Source organism: Geodermatophilus nigrescens, from assembly GCF_900129495.1.
GTDB lineage: Bacteria > Actinomycetota > Actinomycetes > Mycobacteriales > Geodermatophilaceae > Geodermatophilus > Geodermatophilus nigrescens.
The window spans coordinates 450,742-474,237 of record NZ_FQVX01000003.1 but is presented as its reverse complement, the minus strand read 5'-3'; the positions used below and the strand labels follow the sequence as shown (position 1 = coordinate 474,237).

Annotated in this window: 21 protein-coding genes; 1 reads left to right on the top strand and 20 read right to left on the bottom strand. The window is 75.2% G+C overall.

The window, feature by feature from the left end:
* Window positions 1–30: 30 nt before the first annotated feature.
* On the bottom strand, window positions 31–1,443 hold the full coding sequence (gene pdxR, locus BUE37_RS15915; protein ID WP_073421932.1) for a MocR-like pyridoxine biosynthesis transcription factor PdxR: 1,413 nt from the start codon (window positions 1,441–1,443) through the stop codon (window positions 31–33).
* A gap of 91 nt (window positions 1,444–1,534) precedes the next feature.
* Here pdxR and BUE37_RS15910 point away from each other — a divergent pair, with 91 nt between their 5' ends.
* Entirely contained in the window at window positions 1,535–2,194 is a 660-nt protein-coding gene (locus BUE37_RS15910) for a pyridoxamine 5'-phosphate oxidase family protein (protein WP_073421295.1), read from the top strand.
* 208 nt (window positions 2,195–2,402) lie between these two features.
* Here BUE37_RS15910 and BUE37_RS15905 read toward each other — a convergent pair whose 3' ends face one another.
* The 19 genes from BUE37_RS15905 to BUE37_RS23955 form a co-directional block, all read right to left on the bottom strand.
* Window positions 2,403–3,620, bottom strand: coding sequence for a PQQ-dependent sugar dehydrogenase (locus BUE37_RS15905; protein ID WP_073421931.1), 1,218 nt, complete (start codon window positions 3,618–3,620; stop codon window positions 2,403–2,405).
* Between the two features lie 43 nt (window positions 3,621–3,663).
* A complete protein-coding gene (locus BUE37_RS15900; RefSeq protein ID WP_073421294.1) occupies window positions 3,664–4,719 on the bottom strand; it encodes a polyprenyl synthetase family protein in 1,056 nt (351 codons plus the stop codon).
* Entirely contained in the window at window positions 4,719–6,266 is a 1,548-nt protein-coding gene (gene nuoN, locus BUE37_RS15895; RefSeq protein ID WP_073421293.1) for an NADH-quinone oxidoreductase subunit NuoN, read from the bottom strand. Before nuoN ends, BUE37_RS15900 begins: the two co-directional genes overlap by 1 nt.
* Window positions 6,266–7,969 carry an NADH-quinone oxidoreductase subunit M gene (locus tag BUE37_RS15890; RefSeq protein ID WP_073421292.1) on the bottom strand — a complete coding sequence of 568 codons (1,704 nt, stop codon included), beginning with the start codon at window positions 7,967–7,969 and terminating at the stop codon, window positions 6,266–6,268. The genes nuoN and BUE37_RS15890 overlap by 1 nt, the downstream gene beginning before the upstream one ends.
* A gap of 37 nt (window positions 7,970–8,006) precedes the next feature.
* A complete protein-coding gene (gene nuoL / locus BUE37_RS15885) occupies window positions 8,007–9,911 on the bottom strand; it encodes an NADH-quinone oxidoreductase subunit L (protein WP_175562905.1) in 1,905 nt (634 codons plus the stop codon).
* 17 nt (window positions 9,912–9,928) lie between these two features.
* Complete coding sequence (nuoK, locus tag BUE37_RS15880; RefSeq protein WP_073421291.1) at window positions 9,929–10,228, bottom strand: NADH-quinone oxidoreductase subunit NuoK; 300 nt, start codon at window positions 10,226–10,228, stop codon at window positions 9,929–9,931.
* Window positions 10,225–11,037 (bottom strand): NADH-quinone oxidoreductase subunit J, encoded by an 813-nt coding sequence (locus tag BUE37_RS15875; protein ID WP_073421290.1) that lies wholly within the window; start codon window positions 11,035–11,037, stop codon window positions 10,225–10,227. Before BUE37_RS15875 ends, nuoK begins: the two co-directional genes overlap by 4 nt.
* Entirely contained in the window at window positions 11,034–11,672 is a 639-nt protein-coding gene (nuoI, locus tag BUE37_RS15870) for an NADH-quinone oxidoreductase subunit NuoI (protein ID WP_073421289.1), read from the bottom strand. Before nuoI ends, BUE37_RS15875 begins: the two co-directional genes overlap by 4 nt.
* Window positions 11,665–13,167, bottom strand: a complete 1,503-nt coding sequence (nuoH, locus tag BUE37_RS15865) for an NADH-quinone oxidoreductase subunit NuoH (protein ID WP_083628762.1) — start codon at window positions 13,165–13,167, stop codon at window positions 11,665–11,667. The genes nuoI and nuoH overlap by 8 nt, the downstream gene beginning before the upstream one ends.
* The gene (locus tag BUE37_RS15860) at window positions 13,167–15,626 is read right to left on the bottom strand and encodes an NADH-quinone oxidoreductase subunit G (protein WP_073421928.1); all 2,460 of its coding nucleotides are present in this window, start codon (window positions 15,624–15,626) and stop codon (window positions 13,167–13,169) included. The genes nuoH and BUE37_RS15860 overlap by 1 nt, the downstream gene beginning before the upstream one ends.
* 11 nt (window positions 15,627–15,637) lie before the next feature.
* Window positions 15,638–16,966: an NADH-quinone oxidoreductase subunit NuoF gene (nuoF, locus tag BUE37_RS15855; protein ID WP_073421288.1), complete on the bottom strand. Its 1,329-nt coding sequence runs from the start codon at window positions 16,964–16,966 to the stop codon at window positions 15,638–15,640.
* A gap of 3 nt (window positions 16,967–16,969) precedes the next feature.
* Window positions 16,970–17,989, bottom strand: a complete 1,020-nt coding sequence (nuoE, locus tag BUE37_RS15850; RefSeq protein WP_083628757.1) for an NADH-quinone oxidoreductase subunit NuoE — start codon at window positions 17,987–17,989, stop codon at window positions 16,970–16,972.
* The gene (locus BUE37_RS15845; protein WP_073421287.1) at window positions 17,986–19,308 is read right to left on the bottom strand and encodes an NADH-quinone oxidoreductase subunit D; all 1,323 of its coding nucleotides are present in this window, start codon (window positions 19,306–19,308) and stop codon (window positions 17,986–17,988) included. Before BUE37_RS15845 ends, nuoE begins: the two co-directional genes overlap by 4 nt.
* Window positions 19,305–20,042 (bottom strand): NADH-quinone oxidoreductase subunit C, encoded by a 738-nt coding sequence (locus BUE37_RS15840; RefSeq protein ID WP_073421286.1) that lies wholly within the window; start codon window positions 20,040–20,042, stop codon window positions 19,305–19,307. The genes BUE37_RS15845 and BUE37_RS15840 overlap by 4 nt, the downstream gene beginning before the upstream one ends.
* Window positions 20,039–20,716, bottom strand: coding sequence for a NuoB/complex I 20 kDa subunit family protein (locus tag BUE37_RS15835; protein ID WP_073421285.1), 678 nt, complete (start codon window positions 20,714–20,716; stop codon window positions 20,039–20,041). Before BUE37_RS15835 ends, BUE37_RS15840 begins: the two co-directional genes overlap by 4 nt.
* Window positions 20,717–20,750: 34 nt before the next feature.
* Window positions 20,751–21,113 carry an NADH-quinone oxidoreductase subunit A gene (locus BUE37_RS15830; RefSeq protein WP_425432421.1) on the bottom strand — a complete coding sequence of 121 codons (363 nt, stop codon included), beginning with the start codon at window positions 21,111–21,113 and terminating at the stop codon, window positions 20,751–20,753.
* Between the two features lie 153 nt (window positions 21,114–21,266).
* Window positions 21,267–22,556: a geranylgeranyl reductase family protein gene (locus tag BUE37_RS15825; protein ID WP_073421284.1), complete on the bottom strand. Its 1,290-nt coding sequence runs from the start codon at window positions 22,554–22,556 to the stop codon at window positions 21,267–21,269.
* A gap of 53 nt (window positions 22,557–22,609) precedes the next feature.
* Window positions 22,610–23,284, bottom strand: coding sequence for a phosphoribosyltransferase (locus BUE37_RS15820; protein WP_073421283.1), 675 nt, complete (start codon window positions 23,282–23,284; stop codon window positions 22,610–22,612).
* Between the two features lie 13 nt (window positions 23,285–23,297).
* Window positions 23,298–23,444, bottom strand: a complete 147-nt coding sequence (locus tag BUE37_RS23955) for a hypothetical protein (RefSeq protein WP_175562904.1) — start codon at window positions 23,442–23,444, stop codon at window positions 23,298–23,300.
* Between the last annotated feature and the right edge of the window lie 52 nt (window positions 23,445–23,496).

The window sequence follows — 23,496 nt, the reverse complement described above, 5'->3', positions numbered from 1 at the left end:
CCCCACCGCTCGCACGCTCGCGGCGGGCCCCTACAGGGAGGCCACGGCCGGCCCGTCTCCCCCCGGGGAGGCGGGCCGGCCGCGTTCTGCCAGGACCCCGGCCAGCACGGGCAGCGCCCGCCGGAGCTCCGCCCGCGCCGGCGCGGCGAAGCCCAGGACCAGGCCGGCGGGCGGGTCGTGCGGACCCGGTCCGGCGAGGTGCCGGGCCAGCCCGTCGACGGCGAGCCCGCGGGCGGCGGCCGCGGCGACCACCGCCTCCTCGGCCGCGCGGTCGGGCAGCGGCACGAGCACGTGCGCGCCGGCCGGGTCGCCGGTCACCGGCACCCCCGCGCCGGCCAGCGCGTCCACCACCAGCGCGCGCCGGTGGGCGAGCTCGCGCCGTAGCCGCCGCAGGTGCCGGGCGAGGTCCCCGGAGGTGGCGAGCGCGGCGAGCACCCGCTGGCCGGCCCGGCCGGGGCGGGTGCCGGTGGCGGTCCGGGCGGCGGCGACGGCGGTGCGCACCTCCGGCGGGGCCACGAGCCACCCGACGCCGAGGGTGGGGCTGAGGACCTTGCTGCTGGTGCCGAGGTGCACGACGACGTCGGGTGCGAGGGCGGCCAGCAGGGGCAGCGGGGCGACGTCGTAGCGCAGCTCTCCGTCGTAGTCGTCCTCCAGCACCCACCAGCCCTCGGCGCGCGCCCGCGCGACCAGCGCGACGCGGCGGGCGGCCGACAGCCGCCGGCCCAGCGGCCACTGGTGCGCCGGGGTGCAGTAGACGGCGGCCAGCCCGGGCGGGACGGCGTCGACGACCAGCCCGTCGCCATCGACCGGGAGGGGCACCACCTCGACCCCGGCGGCCCGCAGCGCGCCCACGGCCCGCAGGTAGCCGGGGTCCTCCACGCCGACCCGCGCGCCGGGCGGCAGCAGGCGGGCCACCTCCGCCACCGCCGCCGACGTCCCGCCGGTGGCGAGGACCTCCTCCGGCGCGGCCGGCAGGCCGCGGTGGCGCAGCAGGTGCTCGGCGACGGCGGCCTGGAACGCCGGGTCGGCGCCTGGCTCGGGGCCGGGGTCGGGCGGGCGGTCGCCGGCGGCGCGCCAGGCCCGCCGCCAGGCGGCCGGGTCGAGGACCTCCAGGCACGGCGAGCCGGCGCGCAGGTCGACGGCCGGTCGCTCCGGCGCCGCCCGCGGCGTCCCCCGCCGGGCCGCCGCGGTGCCCGCGGGGGCCAGCCCGACGACGTAGGTGCCGGCGCCGCGGCGGCCCTCGGCCCAGCCCTCGGCGACGAGCTGGTCGTAGGCGGCGGCGGTGACCGTGCGGCTCACCCGCAGGGCCGCGGCGAGCTCGCGGGTGGAGGGCAGCCGGTCGCCCGGGCGCAGCACGCCGCCGGCGGCCGCGGTGCGCAGCGCGTCGGCGAGCTGCACGGCCAGCGGGCGGCCGGTGGCGCGGTCGAGGACCAGCGGGGGCATGTCCACACGCGGCTCCGTCCGGGAAGTGGCCTGGTCGAACGGCAGGCTACTGGCCCTTACGGCAGGCCACTCCTCCGCGGAGGCTGGGACGGTGACCACCTCGACGCCCCTGTCCCCGACGCCGCGCAGCACCCTCCGGCGGCTCTCCGACCGCGCCCGCACCGACCGGGCCGACCTGTACGCGGTCCTCGACGCGGGCCTCGTCGGGCACCTCGGGATCGTGCTGGGCGGCGCTCCGGTCGTGCTGCCGACCGGCTACGGGCGCGACGCCGACACCCTGTACCTGCACGGGTCCACCGGCGCGGCGACGCTGCGGGCGGCCGCGGGCGGGGCGCCGGTGTGCTTCACGGTCACCCACCTCGACGGGATCGTGTACGCGCGCTCGGCCATGCACCACTCGATGAACTACCGCTGCGCCGTCGTGCACGGGGCCGCCCGGCCGGTCACCGACCCCGACGAGCGGCTGCGCGCCTTCGCCGTGCTCACCGAGCACCTGGCGCCGGGGTCGTGGTCGGCCACCCGGCAGCCGTCGCGGAAGGAGGCCGCCGCGACGGCGGTGCTCGCGCTGGACCTGACCGAGGCCAGCGTCAAGGTGCGCACCGGCCCGCCCGGCGACGACGAGGCCGACCTGGCGCTGCCCGTGTGGGCCGGCGTGCTGCCGCTGCGCACCGTCGTCGGCGAGCCCGAGCCCTGCCCGCTGCTCCCCGAGGGGACGCCGGTGCCCGACCGCGTCCTCAGCCGGCGGGCGTGATGCCATGACACCGTCGGCCTACCGGCCGACACCGCGGCCAGGTGCCGTCCCCCGGCCGCGCTGAGCCGGAGCCGCCGCGCCTGCGCGGACCGATCACACCGTCGGCCTACCGGCCGACACCGCGGCCAGGTGCCGTCCCCGACCTCCGATGAGCCGGACCCGCCGCGCCTGCGCGGACCCCTCCGGGGCCCACTCGGCGCGGCGACCGCTACGCGGGTGTGACGCGGAGGAGGCGGTCGTCGCCCTCGCCGTTGTCGGTCGTCAGGTAGAGCGCGCCGTCGCCGCCGAGCACGGGGGTGCGCACGCGCCCGTAGGTGTCCTCGAGCTCGGGCACCCGGAACTGCTCGACCAGCCGGCCGTCGTCGACCCGCAGCGCCAGCACGCCGGTGTCCTTCTGCACGCCGACGACCAGCACGCCGTCGTAGCCGCCCCACTGCGGGCCGCTGAGGAACTCCGCGCCGCTGGTGGCGATCGTCGGGTCACCGGAGGACCAGACGGCGGCGAGCGCGCCCGGGATGCCCGGGTCGGTCATGGGCACGCTCTCGTCGTACCCGCCGCCGGCACCGTCGGGGTCCCAGCCGTAGTTGCCGCCGGGCACCGAGAGGTTGACCTCGTCGTCACGGTCGGAGCCCTGCTCGGCGGTGTAGACGGCGCCGGTGCCCGGCTGGACGGCGATGCCCTGCACGTTGCGGTGCCCGTAGCTGAGCACCAGCCGGGTCTCTGGGTCGGCGTCGTCGGCGAAGGGGTTGCCCGCGGCCGGCCCGCCGGTGGCCGGGTCGACCCGCAGCACCTTGCCGGCCAGCGTGCCGAGGTCCTGCGGGTTGCCGCCGACGGCGTTGTCGCCGGTGCCGACCAGCAGCGCGCCGGTCGGGTCGAAGCGCACCCGGCAGCCGCCGTGCCGGCCCGAGGACTCGTTGACCGGGATGTCGCCGACGAGAGGGTCGGCGACGCGGGTCGCGCGGGTCCAGCCGTCGTCGACGGTCCAGGCGACCACCTGGATCTCCGCGCCGCCGTCCTCCTCGACGCCCTGGCAGGTGTAGAAGCGCCGGTCGTCGGCGAAGGCGGGGCTGAGCACCAGGCCCATCAGCCCGGTCTCGCCGTCGGCGAAGAGGTCGGAGAAGTCGGCGTCGAGCCCGCGGGCGGTGCCGTCGGGCAGGACGGCGGTGAGGCCGCCGCCGCGCTCGTCGACCAGCAGCGTGCCGTCGGGCGCCCGGGCGACGTCCCAGGGGTGGTCGAGGCCGTCGAGGACGGTCTCCACCTGCAGCGCGGGGAGCGCCGCCGGGCTGGGAGCCCCGGCGTCGGGGACGTCGGTGGCCCCCTTGTCCTCCTGCCCGCCGGGCAGGTCACCCGTCCCTCCGGTGTCGCCGGCGGAGCAACCGGCGAGCACGAGGACGGCGGCCAGCAGCGCGGCGCGGGGAGACCTCACCCCGCCGAGCATCCCCGGGAACGGCGGACGACGCCGTCCGCGCTCAGCTGGTGCGGGTGACCACGTAGTCGCACATGGCCGCGAGCGCGTCGCGGACCTCGCCGGCCGGCACGCCCGCCAGCGACGCCTGCGCCCGGTCGGCGTACTCGCGCAGCACCCCGCCGGCCCGCTCCAGGGCCGCGGACGAGCGCAGCAGCGCCAGCCCCTCGGCGTGCTCGCCGTCGTCGGACAGCGGGCGGGAGACCAGCTCGCGCAGCCGCGCGTCGGCCGGGTCGTCGCCGGCCAGCGCGATGAGCGCCGGCAGCGTGGCGATGCCCTCGCGCAGGTCGGTGCCCGGCGACTTGCCCGAGGTGCCGTCGGTGACGATGTCGAGCAGGTCGTCGGAGAGCTGGAAGGCGACGCCGACCTCCTCGCCGAAACGGGTCAGCGCCTCGACCAGCCCGGGCTCGACGCCGGCGAAGCTCGCGCCGAAGCGCGCGGAGGTGGCCACGAGCGAGCCGGTCTTGTCGGCCAGCACCTCGAGGTAGTGCGCCACCCGGTCCTCGCCGGGCCGGGCGCCGACGGTCTCCCGGATCTGACCGGTGACCAGCCGCTCGAAGGTGCGCGCCTGGATCCGCACCGCCTCGGGGCCGAGGTCGGCGAGGATGTCCGACGCGCGGGCGAAGAGCAGGTCCCCGGTGAGGATGGCCACGCTGTTGGTCCAGCGGCTGTTGGCGCTCTGCGCCCCGCGGCGCACGTCGGCCTCGTCCATCACGTCGTCGTGGTACAGCGTCGCGAGGTGGGTGAGCTCGCAGACGACGGCGGCCTGCACCACCTCGGGCGCCCGCGCGTCGCCGAGGTGCGCGGCGAGCAGCGCCAGCATCGGCCGGAACCGCTTGCCGCCGGCGGCCATCAAGTGCCCGGCGGCCTCGGAGACGAAGGGGTGCTCGCTGGCGACCGCGGTGGCCAGGGCGGCCTCCACGCGGGACAGGCCCTCGGCGAGGGACTCGCCGAGGGCCCCCGACGGGAGCCAGGGGCCCATCGTGGAGGCGGGGGTCGCGATGCGGTGCCAGACCTCGGCCGGGGCGATCCCGTCGACGGCGGCACGGGGTCCGGTCATCAACCGACGAAGATAGCCGCCCGATCGGCCAGTCCGAGCACCGCCCCGGGGACGACGCCCAGGACCAGCGTGGCCGCGGCGGTCACCGCGAGCACGATCGTCGTGGGCATGCCGGGCACGCCGACCGTCGGGCCGTCGGCCGCGGGCTCGGAGAAGTACATGAGCACGATGACCCGCAGGTAGAAGAACGCCGCGATCGCGCTCGCCAGCAGCGCCACCAGGGCCAGCGGCCAGGCCCCGTCCTCGATCGCCGCCCGGAACACCGCGAACTTGCCGGTGAAGCCGCTGGTCAGCGGGATCCCGGCCAGCGCCAGCAGGAACAGGCTCATGACGGCGGCGGTCAGCGGCGAGCGCTGCGCCAGCCCCGCCCACTGCGACAGGTGGGTGGCCTCGCCGTCGCCGCTGCGGACCAGGGTGAGGACGGCGAACGCACCGAGCGTCGTCGTCCCGTAGGCCAGCAGGTAGAACAGCACCGCCGGCAGCCCGGACCCGGCCGGGTCGCCGGTGGCCGGGAAGCCCACGACGCCGACGAGCAGGAACCCGGCGTGCGCCACCGACGAGTAGGCGAGCATCCGCTTGAGGTCGGTCTGGGTGAGGCCGAGCACCGCGCCCACCACCATCGACACGATCGCGACGCCGTAGACCAGCGGCCGCCACGTCCACTCCTCGGTGCCGAAGGCGACGTAGAGCAGGCGCAGGATCGCCCCGAAGGCCGCGACCTTGGTGCAGGCGGCCATGAACGCGGTGACCGGGGTGGGGGCGCCCTGGTAGACGTCCGGCGTCCAGGTGTGGAAGGGCGCCACGCTGGCCTTGAACAGCAGGCCCACGACCAGCAGCGCCAGCCCGAGGACCAGCAGGGTGTCGCTCTGCCCCGCGCCCACGGCGTCGCGCACGGCCGACAGCCGCACGCTGCCGGTGGCGCCGTAGACCAGCGCCAGGCCGTAGAGGAAGAACGCCGACGCGAAGGCGCCGAGCAGGAAGTACTTGACCGCCGCCTCCTGCGACAGCAGCCGCCGCCGGCGGGCCAGGCCGCTGATCAGGTACAGCGGCAGGCTGAGCACCTCCAGCGCGACGAACATGACCAGCAGGTCGTTCGCCGTGACGAACAGCATCATGCCGCCGACGGCGAAGGTGGCCAGCGGGTAGACCTCGGTCTGCACGCGCTGGACGGTCAACAGCTCCCGGTCGCGGGCGCTGCCCGCCGGCACCGCCGCCGACACGACGAACGCCGACCGCGCGGGGTCGAGGTTGCGCTCGGCGAACAGCAGCACCGACAGCGCGCCCAACGCGGCGATGGTCGCCTGCAGGAACAGCCCGGCGCCGTCGACGGCGAGCGCGCCGCCGGCGGTCACCTCCTGGGTGCCGGCCAGCAGCAGCGTGGTGACCAGCCCGCCGAGCGTGCCGACCAGCGCGACGCCGACCTGCACGGGATGGCGGCTCTCGCGCGGGCCGAACGCCTCCACCAGCACGCCGACGCAGGCCGCGCCCAGGACGAACAGCAGCGGCGCCAGCGCGGCGAAGGACAGGTCGGGTGCCTCGATGGGCATCAGTCGGTCCCCTCGGACGGTGCGGACCCGGCGCCGACGTCGCTCATCGTCGCGGCGACGGCGGGCTCGATCAGCCGGATCAGCGGCTGCGGGTAGACGCCGAGGACGAGGACCAGCGCCACCAGCGGGGCGACGACGAGCGTCTCGCGGCGGGTGAGGTCGTACATCCGCGAGGCCCCGCCGGACCGGGCCGGGGCGGGCGCGGTCAGGGTCGCCGTCGCGCCGTGGGCGCCGTGGCCGCCACCGGCCGGGGCCGCCGTCGCGCCGTGCCCGGCACCGGCCGGGGGCGCCGTCGCGCCGTGCGGGGCGGCTCCGCCCGCGGCGCCGTCCGCGGCGTCGTCGGCGGCGTCACCGGCCGGGAACAGCACGCCGCGCGGCGGGCCGTGCATCGTCCGTTGGTAGAGCAGCAGCACGTAGAGCGCGGCCAGGATGATGCCGACGGTGGCCAGCACGGTGAACACCGGCCGGGTCGGGAACGAGCCGATGAGCACCAGGAACTCGCTGACGAAGCTGTTGGTGCCCGGCAGGGCCAGCGAGGCGAGACCGGCGACCAGGAAGACGCCGGCCAGCTTCGGCGCCCGCGAGGCGACGCCGCCGTAGTCGCCGACCAGCCGCGAGCCGCCGCGGGCGATGAGCATCCCGACCACGAGGAACAGCAGGCCCGTGGCGATGCCGTGGTTGACCATGTAGAGCACCGCGCCGGTGCCGGCCTCGGTGGTGAAGGCGAAGACGCCGAGCGCGATGAACCCGAAGTGGGCGATCGAGGTGTAGCTGACCAGCCGCTTCATGTCCGTCTGCCCCATCGCGAGCAGCGCCGCGTAGAGGACGCCGGCGACGGCGAGCACGAGCACCAGCGGGGCGAACTCCCGCGACGCCTCCGGGAACAGCGGCAGGCAGTAGCGCAGGAAGCCGAAGGTGCCGACCTTGTCGAGCACGCCGACCAGCAGCACCGCGCCGCCGACCGGGGCCTCGGCACCGGCGTCGGGGAGCCAGGTGTGCAGCGGCACCAGCGGCGCCTTGATCGCGAAGGCGACGAAGAAGCCGAGGAACAGCAGCCGCTGCACGCCGGGGTCGATGTCGAGCTGGCGCAGCGACTCGAAGGCGAAGGTGCCCTCCCCCGCCGCCTCGCTCACCACGTACAGGCCGATGACCGCGGCGAGCATGACCAGCCCGCCGACCAGGCTGTAGAGGAAGAACTTCACCGCCGCGTACTGCCGGCGCGGGCCGCCGAAGCTGCCCACGATGAAGTACATCGGGACGAGCATCGCCTCGAAGAAGACGTAGAAGAGGAAGACGTCGGTGGCGGCGAAGACGCCGACCATGCACGCCTCGAGCAGCAGCAGCCAGGCGAAGAAGGTGCGCATCGACCGGTTGGGCGGCGCGGTGTCCTCCCACGAGGCGAGCACGACGACCGGCACGAGGACGCCGACCAGCAGCAGCATCACCAGCGCGATGCCGTCGACGCCGAGGGCGAAGTCGACGCCGAAGCCGGGGATCCAGGGCACCGAGGTGGTGAGCTGGAACCGGTCGCCGTCGGGGTCGAACGCGACGGTCGCGAGCACCGCCAGGACCAGCACCACCAGGCTGACGCCCAGCGCGAGCTGCCGGGCGGTCGCCGTCCGGTGCTTCGGCAGCCCGGCGACGACGGCGGCGCCCACCGCGGGCACCACCACCATCGCCACGAGCAGCAGCGAGTCGCTCACGCCGTCTCCCCCTCCAGGGCCGTGGACCTGCGCCCGCTCATCCCGCCGTCACCGCCAGCAGCGCCCCGGCCACGACCACCGCGCCGCCGAGCATCCCGAGCGCGTAGGAGCGCACGAAGCCGGTCTGCGCCCGGCCCAGCCGCGACGACGACCCGCCGAGCGTGGCGGCCAGGCCGTTCACCGCGCCGTCGACCCCGCGGTTGTCCACCCACACCAGCGCGCGGGTCAGCCACTGGCCCGGGCGCATGAACACCGCCTCGTTCACCGCGTCGGCGTACAGCGACCGCCGGGCCGCGCGGGTGACCGGCGAGACGCGGACCGGCGCCACCTCGGGCACCTCGCGGCGGCCGACGAACAGCCAGGCCGCGAGCACCCCGAGCGCCATCACCGCGGTGACGACGACGCCGACGACGGCCGGCGCGACGACGTGCTCGGCCTCCTCGGGGACGCCGAACACCGGCTCGAGCCAGTCGCCCAGCGGCGCGACGACGACGAGCAGGAAGCCCGCGGCCACCGACCCGATCGCCAGCAGCACCATCGGCGCGGTCATCACCGACGGCGACTCGTGCGGGTGCTGCCCCTCGGTCCACCGCGGCCGGCCGAGGAACGTCATGATCATCAGCCGGGTCATGTAGAACGCGGTGAGCCCGGCGCCGAGGACGGCGACCCCGCCGAGCAGCCAGCCCGCCCAGTCGCCGCGGTCCAGCGCCGCCTCGATGATCGCGTCCTTGGTCCAGTAGCCGGACAGGAACGGGAAGCCGATCAGCGCCAGGTAGCCCAGGCCGAACGTCACGAAGGTGACCGGCAGCTTGCGCGCCAGCCCGCCGAAGCGGCGCATGTCCACCTGGTCGCCCATCGCGTGCATGACCGACCCGGCGCCGAGGAACAGCCCGGCCTTGAAGAAGCCGTGGGTGAGCAGGTGCGCGATGGCCGCCGCGTAGCCGACGGGGCCGAGCCCGACGGCCAGGAACATGTAGCCGATCTGGCTGACCGTGGAGTACGCGAGCACCTTTTTGATGTCGTCGTACGCGCAGCCCACGATCGCGCCGTAGAGCAGCGTGACCGCGCCGACGGCGAGGACGACGGCCCGGGCGGTGGGCGTGAGGTCGTAGATCGGCGCGGACCGGGCGATGAGGTAGACGCCGGCGGTGACCATGGTGGCGGCGTGGATGAGCGCCGACACCGGCGTCGGGCCCTCCATGGCGTCGGGCAGCCACGCCTGCAGCGGGACCTGGCCGGACTTGCCGCACGCGCCGAGCAGCAGGAGCAGGCCGAGCGCCGTCAGCGTGCCGCCGGCCAGGGCGCCCACCCCGCCGAAGACGCCCTCGTAGGAGACCGTCCCGAGCTGGGCGAACATCACGAAGATCGCGATCGCCAGGCCGACGTCGCCGACCCGGTTCATCACGAACGCCTTCTTCGCGGCGGTGGCCGCGGCCGGGCGGTCGTGCCAGAAGGCGATGAGCAGGTAGGACGCGAGGCCCACGCCCTCCCAGCCGACGTAGAGCGCCACGTAGTTGTCGCCGAGGACGAGCAGCAGCATCGCCGCGACGAACAGGTTCAGGTAGGCGAAGAACCGGCGGCGCCGCGGGTCGTGCGCCATGTAGCCGATCGAGTAGACGTGGATGAGCGCGCCCACGCCGGTGATCAGCAGCATGAAGGTCGCCGACAGCGGGTCGACCAGCAGGCCGGCCTCGACGTCGAGCGACCCGGCGGAGACGAAGGTGAACAGGTCGACGTCGACGACGCGCTCGTCGAGCCCGGCCAGCTGCACCGTGCACAGCAGCGCGAGGACGAACGCGGCGACGACGGTCGCCGTCCCCAGCAGGTGGCCCCAGCGGTCGGTGCGCCGCCCGCCGAGCAGAAGCACCGCGGCGCCGAGCAGTGGCAGCGCGATGACCAGCCAGGAGGACGACAGCAGCCCCGAGGCCGCGACGGTGTCCATGGGTGCGCCGGCTCCCGTCAGTACTTCAGCAGGTTGGCGTCGTCGACCGACGCCGACCGGCGCGTCCGGTAGATCGACATGATGATCGCGAGCCCGACGACGACCTCCGCCGCGGCGACGACCATGACGAAGAACGCCATGATCTGGCCGTCGACGGTGCCCGTGGCCCGCGCGAAGGTGACCAGCGTCAGGTTGACCGAGTTGAGCATCAGCTCGACGCACATGAACACGACGATCGCGTTGCGGCGCACCAGGACGCCGACCGCGCCGATGGTGAACAGGATCGCCGCCAGCACCAGGTAGTGCGTGAGGGTCATCGTTCGGTCTCCGGGCTGCCGAGGGCGGCGTCGGGGCTGCCGAGCTGGGCCCGGCCGGTCGGGCGGGGCATCTGGTCGGCCTCCTGCGCCTCGATGCCGGTGGCCAGGCTGTCCTCGGCCGTGCGGCCGTCGGGCAGCAGCGCGCCGACGGCGACGGAGTTGGCCCGCGCGAACACGCCGGGCCCGGGCAGCGTCTGCGGCCGGTCGCCGAGGAAGCGGGCCCGCGAGAGCTCCTTCTGCGTCTGCCGGGTGCCGGGCTCCCGCTCGATGTGGGCGAGCACCATCGCGCCGACCGCAGCGGTGATCAGCAGGGCGCTGGTCACCTCGAAGGCCAGCAGGTAGCGGGTGAACAGCAGCTCGGCGATCGCCTCGATGTTGCCCACGCCGCCGGCGTCGGCCAGGCCGCCGGCGGGGATGTCCTCGGTGGCCCGCGCGATGCCCGCGCCGACCAGCCCGGCGAAGCCGACACCGAGCACGGTGGCGGCGACCCGCTGCCCGCGCAGCGTCTCGACCACCGAGTCGGAGGAGTCGCGCCCGACCAGCATGAGCACGAAGAGGAACAGGATCATGATCGCGCCGGTGTAGACGATGATCTGCACCGCGCCGAGGAACGGCGCCTGCTGGACGACGTAGAAGACGCCGAGCGCCAGCATCGTGTTGACCAGCCACAGCGCCGAGTGGACGGCGTTGCGGCTGAACACCATCCCCAGCGCTCCGGCCAGCGCGACCGGCCCCAGGATCCAGAAGACGACGGCCTCGCCGGTGCCCAGCTGCGTGGTGGTGTCCGCCGCCGCGGCGAGCACGCTCATGCCCGCTCCGCCGTGACCGGCTCGGCGGCGGACCCGGCCTCGGGCTCGCGCACGTAGTACGCCTTCTCGTCGTCGCCGAGGCGCATGGCGTGCGGCGGGGCCTCCATGCCGGGCAGGAGCGGCGCCATGAGCTGCTCCTTGGTGTAGATGAGGCTCTGCCGGTCGTCGTCGGCGAGCTCGAAGTCGTTGCTCATCGTCAGCGAGCGGGTGGGGCAGGCCTCGATGCACAGCCCGCAGAAGATGCAGCGCAGGTAGTTGATCTGGTAGACGGCGCCGTACCGCTCCCCCGGCGAGTAGCGGGCGTCCTCGGTGTTGTCCCCGCCCTCGACGTAGATGGCGTCGGCCGGGCACGCCCAGGCGCACAGCTCGCAGCCGACGCACTTCTCCAGGCCGTCGGGGTGCCGGTTGAGCACGTGCCGGCCGTGGTAGCGCGGCTTGGTCACCTTCGGGACCTCGGGGTACTGCTCGGTGGTCACCTTCCTGAACATCTGGGCGAAGGTGACGCCGAAGCCCTGCCCGGGCGCGGGCAGCAGGCTGCGCCGGGCGGGCGCCGCGCCGCCGTCGCGGCCGGCCCGCTCGACCTCGCCGCCGGTGCGCCCGGCCGCGCCGGCCCCCGCGGGGGTGGGCTCAGTCATCGCTGTCCTCCTGTGGGCTGGTGGCGGTGGCGCCCGCGGTGCCGCCGGCTCGGCGGCCGGTGCCGACGACCCCGCCCTCGGACCGGCGGGCGCCCACGGGCTCGGCGCGCCGCAGCCGGGGCGACGGCGGGACGGTGAGGTCCATCGGCGGGACCGGGAACCCGCCCTCGGCGCGGGCGGGCCCGGTGCGCTGCGCCGGGCGGGTGCGCGGCCCGGCCGGCGGCAGCACGTCGGGCTCGGGGTCGACGGCGTGCACCCCGCCGGCCGCGGCCTCCTCGGCCATGAGCCGGGTGTCGCGGTTGCTGGCCCGGCTGGCGATCGACAGGCCGAGCAGCACCACCAGGGCGATCGGCACGCCGACGAAGACGGCCACCTCGCCGGTGGACAGGTCGGCCTCGCGGGAGACGGTGCGCATCGTGGCGACGGCGAGGATCCACACCAGCGCCGTCGGGACGAGCACCTTCCACCCGAAGCGCATGAACTGGTCGTAGCGGAGCCGGGGCAGCGTGCCGCGCAGCCAGATGAAGACGAACAGCGCCAGGCAGACCTTGAGGAAGAACCACAGCATCGGCCACCAGCCGGAGTTGGCGCCGTCCCAGATCGACAGCGGCCACGGGGCCCGCCAGCCGCCGAGGAACAGCGTCGCGGCCAGGGCCGAGACGGTGACCATGTTGATGTACTCGGCGAGGAAGAACAGCGCGAACTTCAGGGACGAGTACTCGGTGTGGAACCCGCCGACCAGCTCGGACTCGGCCTCGGGGAGGTCGAAGGGCGCCCGGTTGGTCTCGCCGACGACGGCGATGGCGTAGATGACGAAGCTGACCGGCAGCAGCACGGCGTACCAGCCGGGGCCGGTGAACTCGAAGCCGAAGAAGGACAGCTGCGTGCCGTCGGCCTGCGCCGCCACGATCTCCGACGTCGACATCGTGCCGGCGTAGAGGAACACCGCGACGATCGACAGCCCCATCGCGATCTCGTAGCTGACCATCTGCGCGGCGCTGCGCAGGCCGCCGAGCAGCGGGTAGGTGGAGCCCGACGCCCAGCCGGCGAGCACGATGCCGTAGACGCCCATCGCCGAGCAGGCGAGCACGACGAGCACGCCGATGGGGGCGTCGGTGAGCTGCAGCGGCGTGCGCTCGCCGAAGATGCTCACCGTCGGCCCGAGCGGGATGACCGAGAAGGCCAGGAACGCCGGGACGGCGGCGATCACCGGGGCCAGGAAGTACACCGGCTTGTCGGCGAGCGCCGGCATGATGTCTTCCTTGAAGGCGAGCTTCAGCCCGTCGGCGAGGCTCTGCAGCGACCCGCGCGGCCCGACCCGGTTGGGGCCGACCCGCTGCTGCATCCGCGAGACGACCTTGCGCTCGAAGACGATCGCGAACAGCGTCATCAGCACGAGCACGACGAAGACGCCGACGATCTTGATGAGCACGATCCACCAGACGTCCGACCCGAAGTCCTCGAGCGTCGGCTGGTCGGGTGCGGCGAGCAGCATCAGGCCGCCCCTCCGGTGCCGAGGCGGACCAGGCCGCCGGGGGCGGTGCCGAGGCCGGCGCGGACCTCGCTGCCGGGTGAGCGCATGGGCAGCCACACGATGCCGTCGGGCATCTCGGTGACCAGCACCGGCAGCGTCACCGAGCCGGTCGCGCCGGTGACGGTGAGCGGGTCGCCGTCGGCCAGGCCGAGCCGGGCGGCCGCCTCCGCGCCGATGCGGGCCACCGGCGGCCGGGCGGTGCCGGCGAGCTCGGGCTCGTCGCGCTGTAGGGTGCCGGCGTCGAGCAGCTGCCGCCACGAGGCCAGCAGCGCCTCGCCGTCGGCGGGCTCGGGCGCCACTGCGGGGGCGACGTCGAGACCGGCGCCGTCGGCGCGGGCGCCGGTGTCGCCCAGGGCGGCGAGCTCCGCGCGGGCCGCCTCGGGCGTGGGCAGCCGCAGGTCGGCGTCCATGAGGTCGGCCAGGCCGTGCAGCACCCGGCCGTCGGGCAGCTGGCCGGTGCCGTGCAGCGTGGCGTCGAAGGACCGCACCCGGCCCTCCCAGTCGAGGTAGCTGCCGGCCTTCTCGGGCGCGGCGGCCACCGGCAGGACGACGTCGGCGTGCTCGGTGACGGCGGAGAGCCGCTGCTCGAGGCTGACGACGAAGCCCGCGGCGGCCAGCGCGGCCTCGGCCAGCGCCGGGTCGGGCAGGTCGGCGGGGTCGACGCCGCCGACGAGCAGGCCGGCGAGCCGGCCGTCGCGGGCGGCGGTGAGGATCCCGGTGGTGTCGCGGCCCGGCGTGGCCGGCAGGTCGGCCGGGTCGACGCCCCACAGCGCGGCGACCTCGGCCGCGGCCACCGGGTCGGCGACCGGGCGGCCGCCGGGCAGCAGGCCCGGCAGCGCGCCGGCCTCCACCGCGCCGCGCTCGCCGGCCCGCCGCGGCACCCAGGCCAGCCGGGCGCCGGTGGCGCGGGCGAGGGCGGCCAGCGCGGTGAACGCGCCGGGCACCTCGGCCAGGCGCTCGCCGGCCAGGACCACCGTGCCGGGCTGCCGCAGCGCCTCGACCGCCGGGCCGCCCCAGCTGCCCTCGGCCAGCGCGCCGAGCGCGCGGGCCTCGTCGCCGGGTCGGGTGACCAGCACGGTGGCCTGGAGCTTCTGCGCCGCGCGGGTGGCGAACGGCGCGAGGTCGTAGACGGTGAGCGACCCCGTCCGCACGGCCTTGCGCAGGCGCAGGAAGACGATGGGCGACTCCTCCTCCGGCTCGAAGCCGGCCAGGAGCACGGCCGGTGCGGCCGCAAGGTCGTCGTAGGTGACCGCGTCCCGGCCGGGGCCGGTGCCCGCCACGTGCGCGGCCAGGAACGCCTGCTCCTCGGGCGAGTGCGCGCGGGCGCGGGCGTCGACGTCGTGGGTGCCCAGCACCACGCGGGCGAACTTCGCGTAGGCGTAGGCGTCCTCGACCGTCAGCCGGCCACCGGGCAGCACGCCGACGCCGCCGGCCGCGCGGGCCGCGCGCAGCCCCTCGGCCGCGGCGGCCCAGGCCTCCGGCCAGGACGCCGGCTCCAGGACGCCGTCGCGGCGGACCAGCGGGGTGGTCAGCCGGTCGTTGCTGGTGGCGTAGCGGTACGCGAAGCGGCCCTTGTCGCAGGTCCACTCCTCGTTGACCGCCGGGTCCTCGCCGGCCAGCCGGCGCATGACCTTGCCGCGCCGGTAGTCGGTGCGCATCGAGCAGCCCGACGAGCAGTGCTCGCAGACCGACGGCTCGCTGCGCAGGTCGAACGGCCGCGAGCGGAACCGGTACTGCGCGCTGGTGAGCGCGCCGACCGGGCAGATCTGCGTGGTGTTGCCCGAGAAGTAGGAGGAGAACGGCTCGTCCTGGTCGACGGCGACCTGCTCCAGCGCGCCCCGCTCGAACAGCTCGATGAACGGGTCACCGGCCACCTGCTGGGAGAACCGGGTGCAGCGGGCGCACAGCACGCAGCGCTCGCGGTCGAGCAGGATCTCGGTGCTGATCGGCAGCGGCTTGGGGTAGGTCCGCTTGACGTCGACGAACCGGGTCTCGCCGCGGCCGTTGCTCATCGCCTGGTTCTGCAGCGGGCACTCGCCGCCCTTGTCGCAGACCGGGCAGTCCAGCGGGTGGTTGATCAGCAGCAGCTCCATCGTGCCCTGCTGCGCCTTGTCGGCGACCGCGCTGGTCAGCTGCGTCTTCACCGCCATGCCGTCGGTGACCGGCATGGTGCAGGAGGCCACCGGCTTGCGCTGGCCCTCCACCTCCACCAGGCACTGCCGGCAGGCGCCGACGGGGTCGAGCAGCGGGTGGTCGCAGAACCGCGGGATCTGGATGCCGACCATCTCGGCCGCCCGGATGATGAGCGTCCCCTTGGGCACGGCGACGTCGAAGCCGTCGATGGTGCAGTGGACGGCGTCGGGCGGGGTGTGCGGTCCGGGGACGCCGGGCGGGACGGCCGCCGCGGGCTCCGGGCTCACGGGGGTCACGGTCACGAGGCGACTCCGACGGGCTCGAGGCGCAGGGAGCGGCCCAGGCGGGCCTGCTCCTCGGGCGGCAGCAGGGCGACGTAGTCGTCGCGGAAGTACTTGAGCGAGCTGGTGATGCAGCTGGTCGCGCCGTCACCAAGGGCGCAGAACGAGCGGCCGAGGATGTTGTCGCAGGTGTCGGTCAGCAGGTCGAGGTCGGCGGCCGTGCCGGAGCCGTCGACGAGGCGCTGCAGCACCTGCACCAGCCAGTAGGTCCCCTCGCGGCACGGGGTGCACTTGCCGCAGGACTCGTGCGCGTAGAACTGGGTGAACCGCAGGGTGGCCTCGACGATCGAGTCGGTCTCGTCGAACACCATGAGCGCGGTGGTGCCGAGCATGGAGCCCGCGGCGGCCACGGAGTCGAAGTCGAGCGGGACGTCGAGGTGCTCGGCGGTGAAGTACGGCGTCGACGAGCCGCCCGGCGTCCAGAACTTGAGCTCGTGCCCGGCGCGCACGCCGCCGGCCATCTCCAGCAGCTCGCGCATGGTGGTGCCCATCGGGGCCTCGTACTGGCCGGGGCGGTTCACCCGGCCCGAGAGCGAGTAGATCTTCGGCCCGGGCGACTTCTCCGGCCCGAACTCCTTGAACCACTCGGCGCCGCCGCGGACGACGAACGGCACGGTGGCCAGCGTCTCCACGTTGTTGATCACCGTCGGGGCGCCGTACAGGCCGGCGACCGCGGGGAACGGCGGCTTGAGCCGCGGCTGGCCGCGGTAGCCCTCGAGCGAGTCGAGCAGCGCCGTCTCCTCGCCGCAGATGTAGGCACCGGCGCCGGCGTGCACGACCAGCTCCAGGTCCCAGCCCGAGCCGAGGACGTCGCTGCCGAGGTAGCCGGCCGCGTAGGCCTCCTCGACGGCGGACACCAGCCGCCGGTGGGCGTGCACGGCCTCGCCGCGGACGTAGATGACGGCGAACCGGCAGCGGATCGCGTACGCCGAGATGATCACGCCCTCCACCAGGGAGTGCGGGTCGGTCATCATCAGCGGCAGGTCCTTGCAGGTGCCCGGCTCCCCCTCGTCGGCGTTGACCACGAGGTACTTGGGCATCGCGGCGGGCCCCGTGGGCGTCTCCCCGGGCTTGGGCTGCGGGATGAAGCTCCACTTCATGCCGGTGGGGAAGCCCGCGCCGCCGCGGCCGCGCAGGCCGGAGTCCTTGACCAGGGAGACCAGCTCGTCGGGCTGCATGGTCAGCGCGGTGCGCAGCGCCGAGTAGCCGCCGAGGGACTCGTAGGTGGACAGCCGCCAGGGCTGGTCGGCGCCCCAGCGCGAGGTGAGGACGGGGGTGAGGGGCATGGGTCAGGCCTCCCGGGTCGCGGGCCCCTGGCCGGAGGTGCCCGGCTCGGTGCCCGCGGGGGTGTCGGGGGTGGGACGGGGGCCGCCGGGGGTGCGGCGGCCGTACTCGGTGCCCTCGTCGGGGTGCGCCTGCGCGGCGCCGGCCCGCTCGGCGGGGTTGTCGGCCGCGGCGACGCGGGCGTCGGCGGCCTCCTTCTCGGGCGTCTCGCCCGTGCGGCCCGACGGCGCGACGGTGTCGGCGGGCTCGCCGGCGTCGGCGGGCTCCGGCTCGGGGCCGGTCATCGGCGGCGCGGACTCGCCGCGCTCGGCGGCGAGCCGGACCCCGGCCAGCGTCGGGCCCCACTCCCCCGGCGCGTCGACGGCGGCCGCGGCGGCCGCGGCGTCGGCGTGCTGGGAGAAGCCGGCGAGCTGGCGGGAGACGCCGCGGAAGTCGGTGAGCGGCGCACCCCGGGTGGGGTGCGGCTTCTCGCCGCGCCGCAGCGCCGCCACCAGCGCGCGGGCGCTGTCGACGTCCTGCTGGTCGTAGAACTCGTAGTCGACGGTGACCACGGGCGCGTAGTCGCAGGCCGCCAGGCACTCGGCGTGCTCGAGGGTGACCGACCCGTCGGCGGCGGTCTCGTCGTGGTGGACGCCGAGGTCGTCGGACAGGGCGTCCATGATCCGCTGCCCGCCGAGGACGGCGCACAGCGTGTTGGTGCAGACGCTGACGATGTGCCGGCCGGTCGGGCGGCGCTTGTACATCGTGTAGAAGGTCGCGACCGCGCCCACCTCGGCGCGGGTCAGGCCGAGCTCCTCGGCGCACAGCCCGATGCCCTCGGGGCTGACGTAGCCCTGGTAGCTCTGCACCAGGTGCAGCATCGGGAGCAGCGCCGAGCGCGGCTGCGGGTAGCGGGCCATGATCTCCCGCGCCTCGAGCCGGGTCCGCTCGGTCAGCGGCGGCAGGTCGGCGGCCGCGGGCGCGACGGGGCTGTCGACCAGTCCCGTCGTCGCCGCGCCCTCCGCCGATCCGGGCAGGGCGGTCACCGGTCGACACCTCCCATCACCGGGTCGAGCGAGGCGATCGCGGCGATGACGTCGGCGATCATGCCGCCCTCGCTCATCGCCGCGGTGGCCTGCAGGTTCACGAAGCTGGGGTCGCGCACGTGGACGCGCCACGGGCGGGTGCTGCCGTCGCTGACCACGTGGTAGCCGAGCTCCCCGCGCGGCGACTCGACCGGCACGTACACCTGCCCGGCCGGCACCCGGAAGCCCTCGGTGACCAGCTTGAAGTGGTGGATCAGGGCCTCCATCGAGGTGCCCATGATGTGCCGGACGTGGTCGAGGGAGTTGCCCATGCCGTCGGCGCCGAGGGACAGCTGGGCGGGCCAGGCGATCTTCCTGTCCTCGACCATGACCGGGCCGGGCTCGAGCCGGTCGAGGGCCTGCTCGACGATCCGCAGCGACTCGTGCATCTCCGCCATCCGGACCAGGAAGCGGCCCCAGGCGTCGGATGTGTCGGCGGTGGGCACCTCGAAGTCGTAGGTCTCGTAGCCGAGGTAGGGCTCGATCTTGCGCAGGTCCCAGGCCAGGCCGGTGGCGCGCAGCGGCGGCCCGGTGACGCCGAGCGCCAGGCACCCGGTGACGTCGAGGTACCCGACGTCCTTGAGCCGCCGCTGCCAGATCGGCTGGGCGGTGAGCATCTGGTGGTAGCCGGCCAGCTGCCCGGGCATGACCCGGAGCCACTCGCGGATCGACTGCTCGGCGCCCGGCGGCAGGTCCTGCGCGACGCCGCCGGGGCGGATGTAGGCGTGGTTCATCCGCAGGCCGGTGATCTCCTCGAGCAGGTCGAGGCACATCTCCCGCTCCCGGAAGCCGTTGGTCATGCCGGTGAGCGCGCCGAGCTCCATGCCGCCGGTGGCCAGGCACACCAGGTGCGAGGCGATCCGGTTGATCTCCATGACCAGCACGCGGATGGTCTGCGCCCGCTGCGGCACCTCGATGCCGAGGAGCTTCTCGACGGCCATGCAGTAGCCGGCCTCGTTGAACAGCGGCGACAGGTAGTCCATCCGCGTCACGAACGTCGTGCCCTGCGTCCAGGTGCGGTACTCGGTGTTCTTCTCGATGCCGGTGTGCAGGTAGCCGATGACCACCCGCGCCTTGGTCACCGTCTCGCCCTCGAGGTCGAGCACCAGCCGCAGCACGCCGTGCGTGGAGGGGTGCTGCGGCCCCATGTTGACGACGAGGCGCTCCTCGCCGGTGAGGTCGCTGCCGAAGGTCTGGTCCCAGTCGCCGCCGGTGACCGTGTAGACGCGGCCCTCGGTGGTCTCGCGCGACCCGGCGTACGGGTCCTGCGTGGCGGTCACCGGTAGCTCCGGCGGGTGTCCGGCGGCGGGATCGTGGCGCCGTGGTACTCCACCGGGACGCCGCCGAGCGGGTAGTCCTTGCGCTGCGGGTACCCGTCCCAGTCGTCGGGCATCAGGATCCGGGTGAGCGCGGGGTGGCCGTCGAAGACGATGCCGAACATGTCGTAGGTCTCCCGCTCGTGCCAGTCCGCCGTCGGGTAGATCCCGGACACCGACGGGACGTGCGGGTCCTCGACGGTGACGGCCACCTCGAGCCGGATCCGGCGCCGGTAGGTCATCGACGTCAGGTGGTAGACGACGTGCAGCCGTGGCCGGCCCGGCGTCGTCACCGGACCGCCGCTCCCCTCGTAGTCGACGCCGGAGACGCTGCTGCACAGCTCGAAGCGCAGCGCGTCGTCGTCGCGCAGCGCCCGGACGAGGGTGAGCAGGTGCTCGCGGGCGACGAAGTAGGTGATCTCCCCGCGGTCGACCAGCACCCGCTGGACGGCGGCGGCGTAGGTGGCCTCGCCGACCGCCTCGGCCAGCGCGTCGGTGACCTCGTCGAACCAGCCGCCGTAGGGTCGCTCGGTGGAGTGCAGCGCGACCGCGCCGCCGGGCTCGACGCGGACCAGACCGCCGAAGCCGGAGGTGTCGCCGCTGCCGGAGACGCCGAACGCGCCCTTGCGGAAGCCGCCGGACGGTGCCGCGACGCCCTGGCTGGCGTCGGCGCCGCTGCGGTCGCCGGGGCCGGTCACCGGGCACCGCCGTACTGCTCGGGCAGCAGGACGGCGTTGCCGCCGCGCCGCTCGATGAGGAACTGGCCGGTGCGGCCGGCCGCCGCGGCCTCCTCGTAGGCCCGCCGGGCCTCCTTGTCGGCGCGGATGCTCGAGGGCATCTCGACCAGCAGGTCGCGGGCGCGGCCCTCGGCCCGGTCCTGCTCGAGTTGGCGGGCCCGCCGGGCGCCCAGCGGCTCGTTCTGGATCTTGTGGTGGAGCTTGAGGATGGCGTCCATCAGCATCTCCGGGCGCGGCGGGCAGCCGGGCAGGTACATGTCGACGGGGACGACGTGGTCCACGCCCTGCACCACCGCGTAGTTGTTGAACATGCCGCCGGAGCTGGCGCACACGCCCATGGCGAGCACCCAGCGCGGCTCGGGCATCTGGTCGTAGATCTGCCGCAGGACCGGCGCCATCTTCTGGCTCACCCGGCCGGCGACGATCATCAGGTCGGCCTGGCGCGGGGAGGCGCGGAAGACCTCCATGCCGAAGCGCGCGAGGTCGTAGCGGCCGGCGCCGGTGGCCATCATCTCGATGGCGCAGCAGGCCAGGCCGAAGGTGGCCGGCCACAGCGACGACTTGCGCGTCCAGTTGACGAGCTTCTCGACCGTGGTGAGCAGGAAGCCGCTCGGCAGCTTCTCCTCGAGACCCATGTGTGTCAGCTCCTCGCCGTCGGGGTCACGCCCGTCAGTCCCACTCGAGGCCGCCGCGGCGCCAGACGTAGGCGTAGGCGAGGAAGACGGTGGCGATGAAGACGACCATCTCGACCAGGCCGAACAGGCCCAGCGCGTCGTTGGCGACGGCCCACGGGTAGAGGAAGACGATCTCGATGTCGAAGACGATGAACAGCATCGCCGTCAGGTAGTACTTGACCGGGAACCGGCCGCCCTGCAGCGGCTGGTCGACCGGCTCGATGCCGCACTCGTAGGCCTCGAGCTTCGCCCGGTTGTAGCGGCGCGGGCCGACGTACGGCGCGACCGCCACGGAGAACAGCGCGAAGGCCGCGGCGAGCGCGAACAGACCCACGATGGGGACGTAGGCCGACAGCACCGGCGCCTCCCTCGGCGACTCGAACGCTTGTGAAGAATTTCACAAACTGGTGCATCGAGCCTATGCCGCGACCCCGGGGGATGGAAGCACCGGGGGTGAGTGAGTTCACATCGGGCGGTCACGGTCCGGTCACGGACCGCCGCGACGGCCAGGTCAGACCGAGGGCGTCAGCCGGGTGAGGACGGCGACCGCGCGGTCGAACCGGTCGCCGTCGCGGCCGTCGGAGAGGTTGCCCATGAGCCGCAGCGCCGCGTTCACCATCGTCGGGCGCTTGAGCCCGTGCGCGGTGGCGAAGCGGACCAGGCCGGGGCGGTCGAGCAGCGCCAGGAAGGCCGTGCCGAGCCGGTGGTGGCGGCCGTAGGCCTCGCGCAGCCGCTCGGGGTAGGCGCGCAGCACCGCTTCGCGGGCCGGGCCCTCGGGTGCGCGCAGCGCGGCGGCCGCCGTCTCACCGGCCATCCGGCCGGTCTCCAGCGCGTAGCTGATGCCCTCGCCGTTGAACGGGTTCACCACGCCCGCGGTGTCGCCGGCCAGCAGCAGCCCCCGGGTGTAGGCGGGGCCGCGGTTGAGCGCCATGGGCAGGCCGGCGCCGCGCAGCGGGGTGACCGCGTGCTCCTCGCCCAGCTGCCACTCCGGCGGCAGCGTCGCCAGCCAGCGGCGCAGCACGGTGCGCGCGTCGGTCTCCCCGCCGCGGCGGGTGTCGAGCAGGCCGAAGCCGACGTTGGCGGTGCCGTCGCCCATGCCGAACGACCAGCCGTAGCCGGGCATGGAGTCGGCGGTCGGGCCCTCGGCGGACAGGTCGAAGGAGATGTCGAGGTAGTCATCCTCGCCGCGCGGCGTCCGCACGTAGCGGCGGACGGCGACGCCGAGCGGCCGGTCCTCGCGGCGGGTCAGCCCGATGGCCTTGGCCAGCCGGCCCGACAGGCCCTCCGCGGACACGACCAGCGGCGCCCGCCAGGTGACCGGCTCCTTCCCGGGCCCGGCCTGCGCGTGCACGCCCGCGACCCGGCCGGCGTCGTCGAGCAGCGGGTCGGTGACGGTGACCTCCTGCTCGAGCCGGGCGCCGGCGGCCACGGCGTGCTCGGCCAGCATCGGGTCGAGGTCCCTGCGCTGCCGGATGAGGCCGTAGGACGGCCAGGAGTCCAGCGACGGCCAGTCGACCTCGACGACCTGCCCGCCGCCGAAGACGCGCAGCCCCCGGTGCCGGACCCAGCCCGCGGCCGGGGAGACGTCGACGCCCATCTCGTCGAGCGCCTTGACCGCGCGTGGCGTGAGGCCGTCGCCGCAGACCTTCTCCCGGGGGAACCGGGCCTTCTCCAGCACGACGACGTCGAGCCCGACGGTGGCCAGCGCCCAGGCGGCCGCCGACCCCGCGGGGCCGGCACCCACCACGACGACGTCGGCACTGCCCCCGGCGGTACCGCCTCCGGCGGTCGGAGTCGTCACGCGCTGGCCCCCTCGGTGCTCGGTCACGGCCCGGGCGGACCGACCGCCCGAGCCTAGGCGGGGCCCCGGCGGGCGGCGGAGGCGAGCGCGGCGACCACCTCGTCGTCGCCGGTCTGGCCGAAGTCGTCGTACCAGCGGCCCACCGCGCCGAACGGCCGCGGGGCGAGCAAGCAGACGACGGCGTCGGCGTCGAGGGTCACGCCGGGCGCGGCGACCGGGACGGCCACGACGACCGCCGCGGGGCCGGTGCGGCGCACGGCGGCCAGGGCGGCGCGCATGGAGGCGCCGGTGGCGAGGCCGTCGTCGACGAGGACGACGGTGCGGCCGGCCGGGTCCGGCGGCGGGCGGTCGCCGCGGTAGGCCGCGCGGCGCCGGTGCAGCTCGGCGAGCTCGGCGCGGCGGACGTCGGCGGCGGCCGCCTCGTCGACCTCGACGCGGGCCAGCACCTCCTCGACGGCGACGCTCTCGACGGTCTCCCCCACCGCCGCGACCGCCCCGACGGCCAGCTCCGGCCGCCAGGGCAGGCCGAGCTTGCGGACGGCGACGACGTCGAGCTCCGCGCCCAGGGCCGCGGCGACCTCGGCGGCGACGAGCACCCCGCCGCGGGGGAGGCCGAGGACCAGCGCGCCGGCGTCGAGCGGGACGGCAGGCGCGGTGGCGGGGTCGGTCAGGCGCGCGGCGAGGTGCCGGCCGGCGTCGCGCCGGTCGGCGAACGGCGGCGGGCCCACCGCGGCCGCCGGGTCAGACCGGCTGCGGCCCCGCCGGCGGCGGCGCGGTCGGGTCGGTCGGGCTCGGCTGCGGCAGCGGGGCCGGCGACGGCGGGGAGATCGGGTCCACCGGGGACGGCGACGGGCCGGGCGGCTCGGGTGCCGGGAACGGATCGGTCATGGACCGACGCTAGTGGAAGGACCCCCTCGCCCCCACCACTCGCAAGCTCGCG

Excerpts from the sequence above, each read along its gene's own strand:
- BUE37_RS15875 (WP_073421290.1), bottom strand. The coding sequence starts at position 11,037 with ATGAGCGTGCTCGCCGCGGCGGCGGACACCACCACGCAGCTGGGCACC.
- nuoK (WP_073421291.1), bottom strand. The coding sequence starts at position 10,228 with ATGACCCTCACGCACTACCTGGTGCTGGCGGCGATCCTGTTCACCATC.
- BUE37_RS15900 (WP_073421294.1), bottom strand. The coding sequence starts at position 4,719 with ATGACCGGACCCCGTGCCGCCGTCGACGGGATCGCCCCGGCCGAGGTC.
- nuoF (WP_073421288.1), bottom strand. The coding sequence starts at position 16,966 with ATGCCCCTCACCCCCGTCCTCACCTCGCGCTGGGGCGCCGACCAGCCC.
- nuoL (WP_175562905.1), bottom strand. The coding sequence starts at position 9,911 with ATGGACACCGTCGCGGCCTCGGGGCTGCTGTCGTCCTCCTGGCTGGTC.
- nuoH (WP_083628762.1), bottom strand. The coding sequence starts at position 13,167 with ATGCTGCTCGCCGCACCCGACCAGCCGACGCTCGAGGACTTCGGGTCG.
- BUE37_RS23955 (WP_175562904.1), bottom strand. The coding sequence starts at position 23,444 with ATGACCGATCCGTTCCCGGCACCCGAGCCGCCCGGCCCGTCGCCGTCC.
- pdxR (WP_073421932.1), bottom strand. The coding sequence starts at position 1,443 with ATGCCCCCGCTGGTCCTCGACCGCGCCACCGGCCGCCCGCTGGCCGTG.
- BUE37_RS15835 (WP_073421285.1), bottom strand. The coding sequence starts at position 20,716 with ATGGGTCTCGAGGAGAAGCTGCCGAGCGGCTTCCTGCTCACCACGGTC.
- nuoN (WP_073421293.1), bottom strand. The coding sequence starts at position 6,266 with ATGCCCATCGAGGCACCCGACCTGTCCTTCGCCGCGCTGGCGCCGCTG.
- nuoI (WP_073421289.1), bottom strand. The coding sequence starts at position 11,672 with ATGACTGAGCCCACCCCCGCGGGGGCCGGCGCGGCCGGGCGCACCGGC.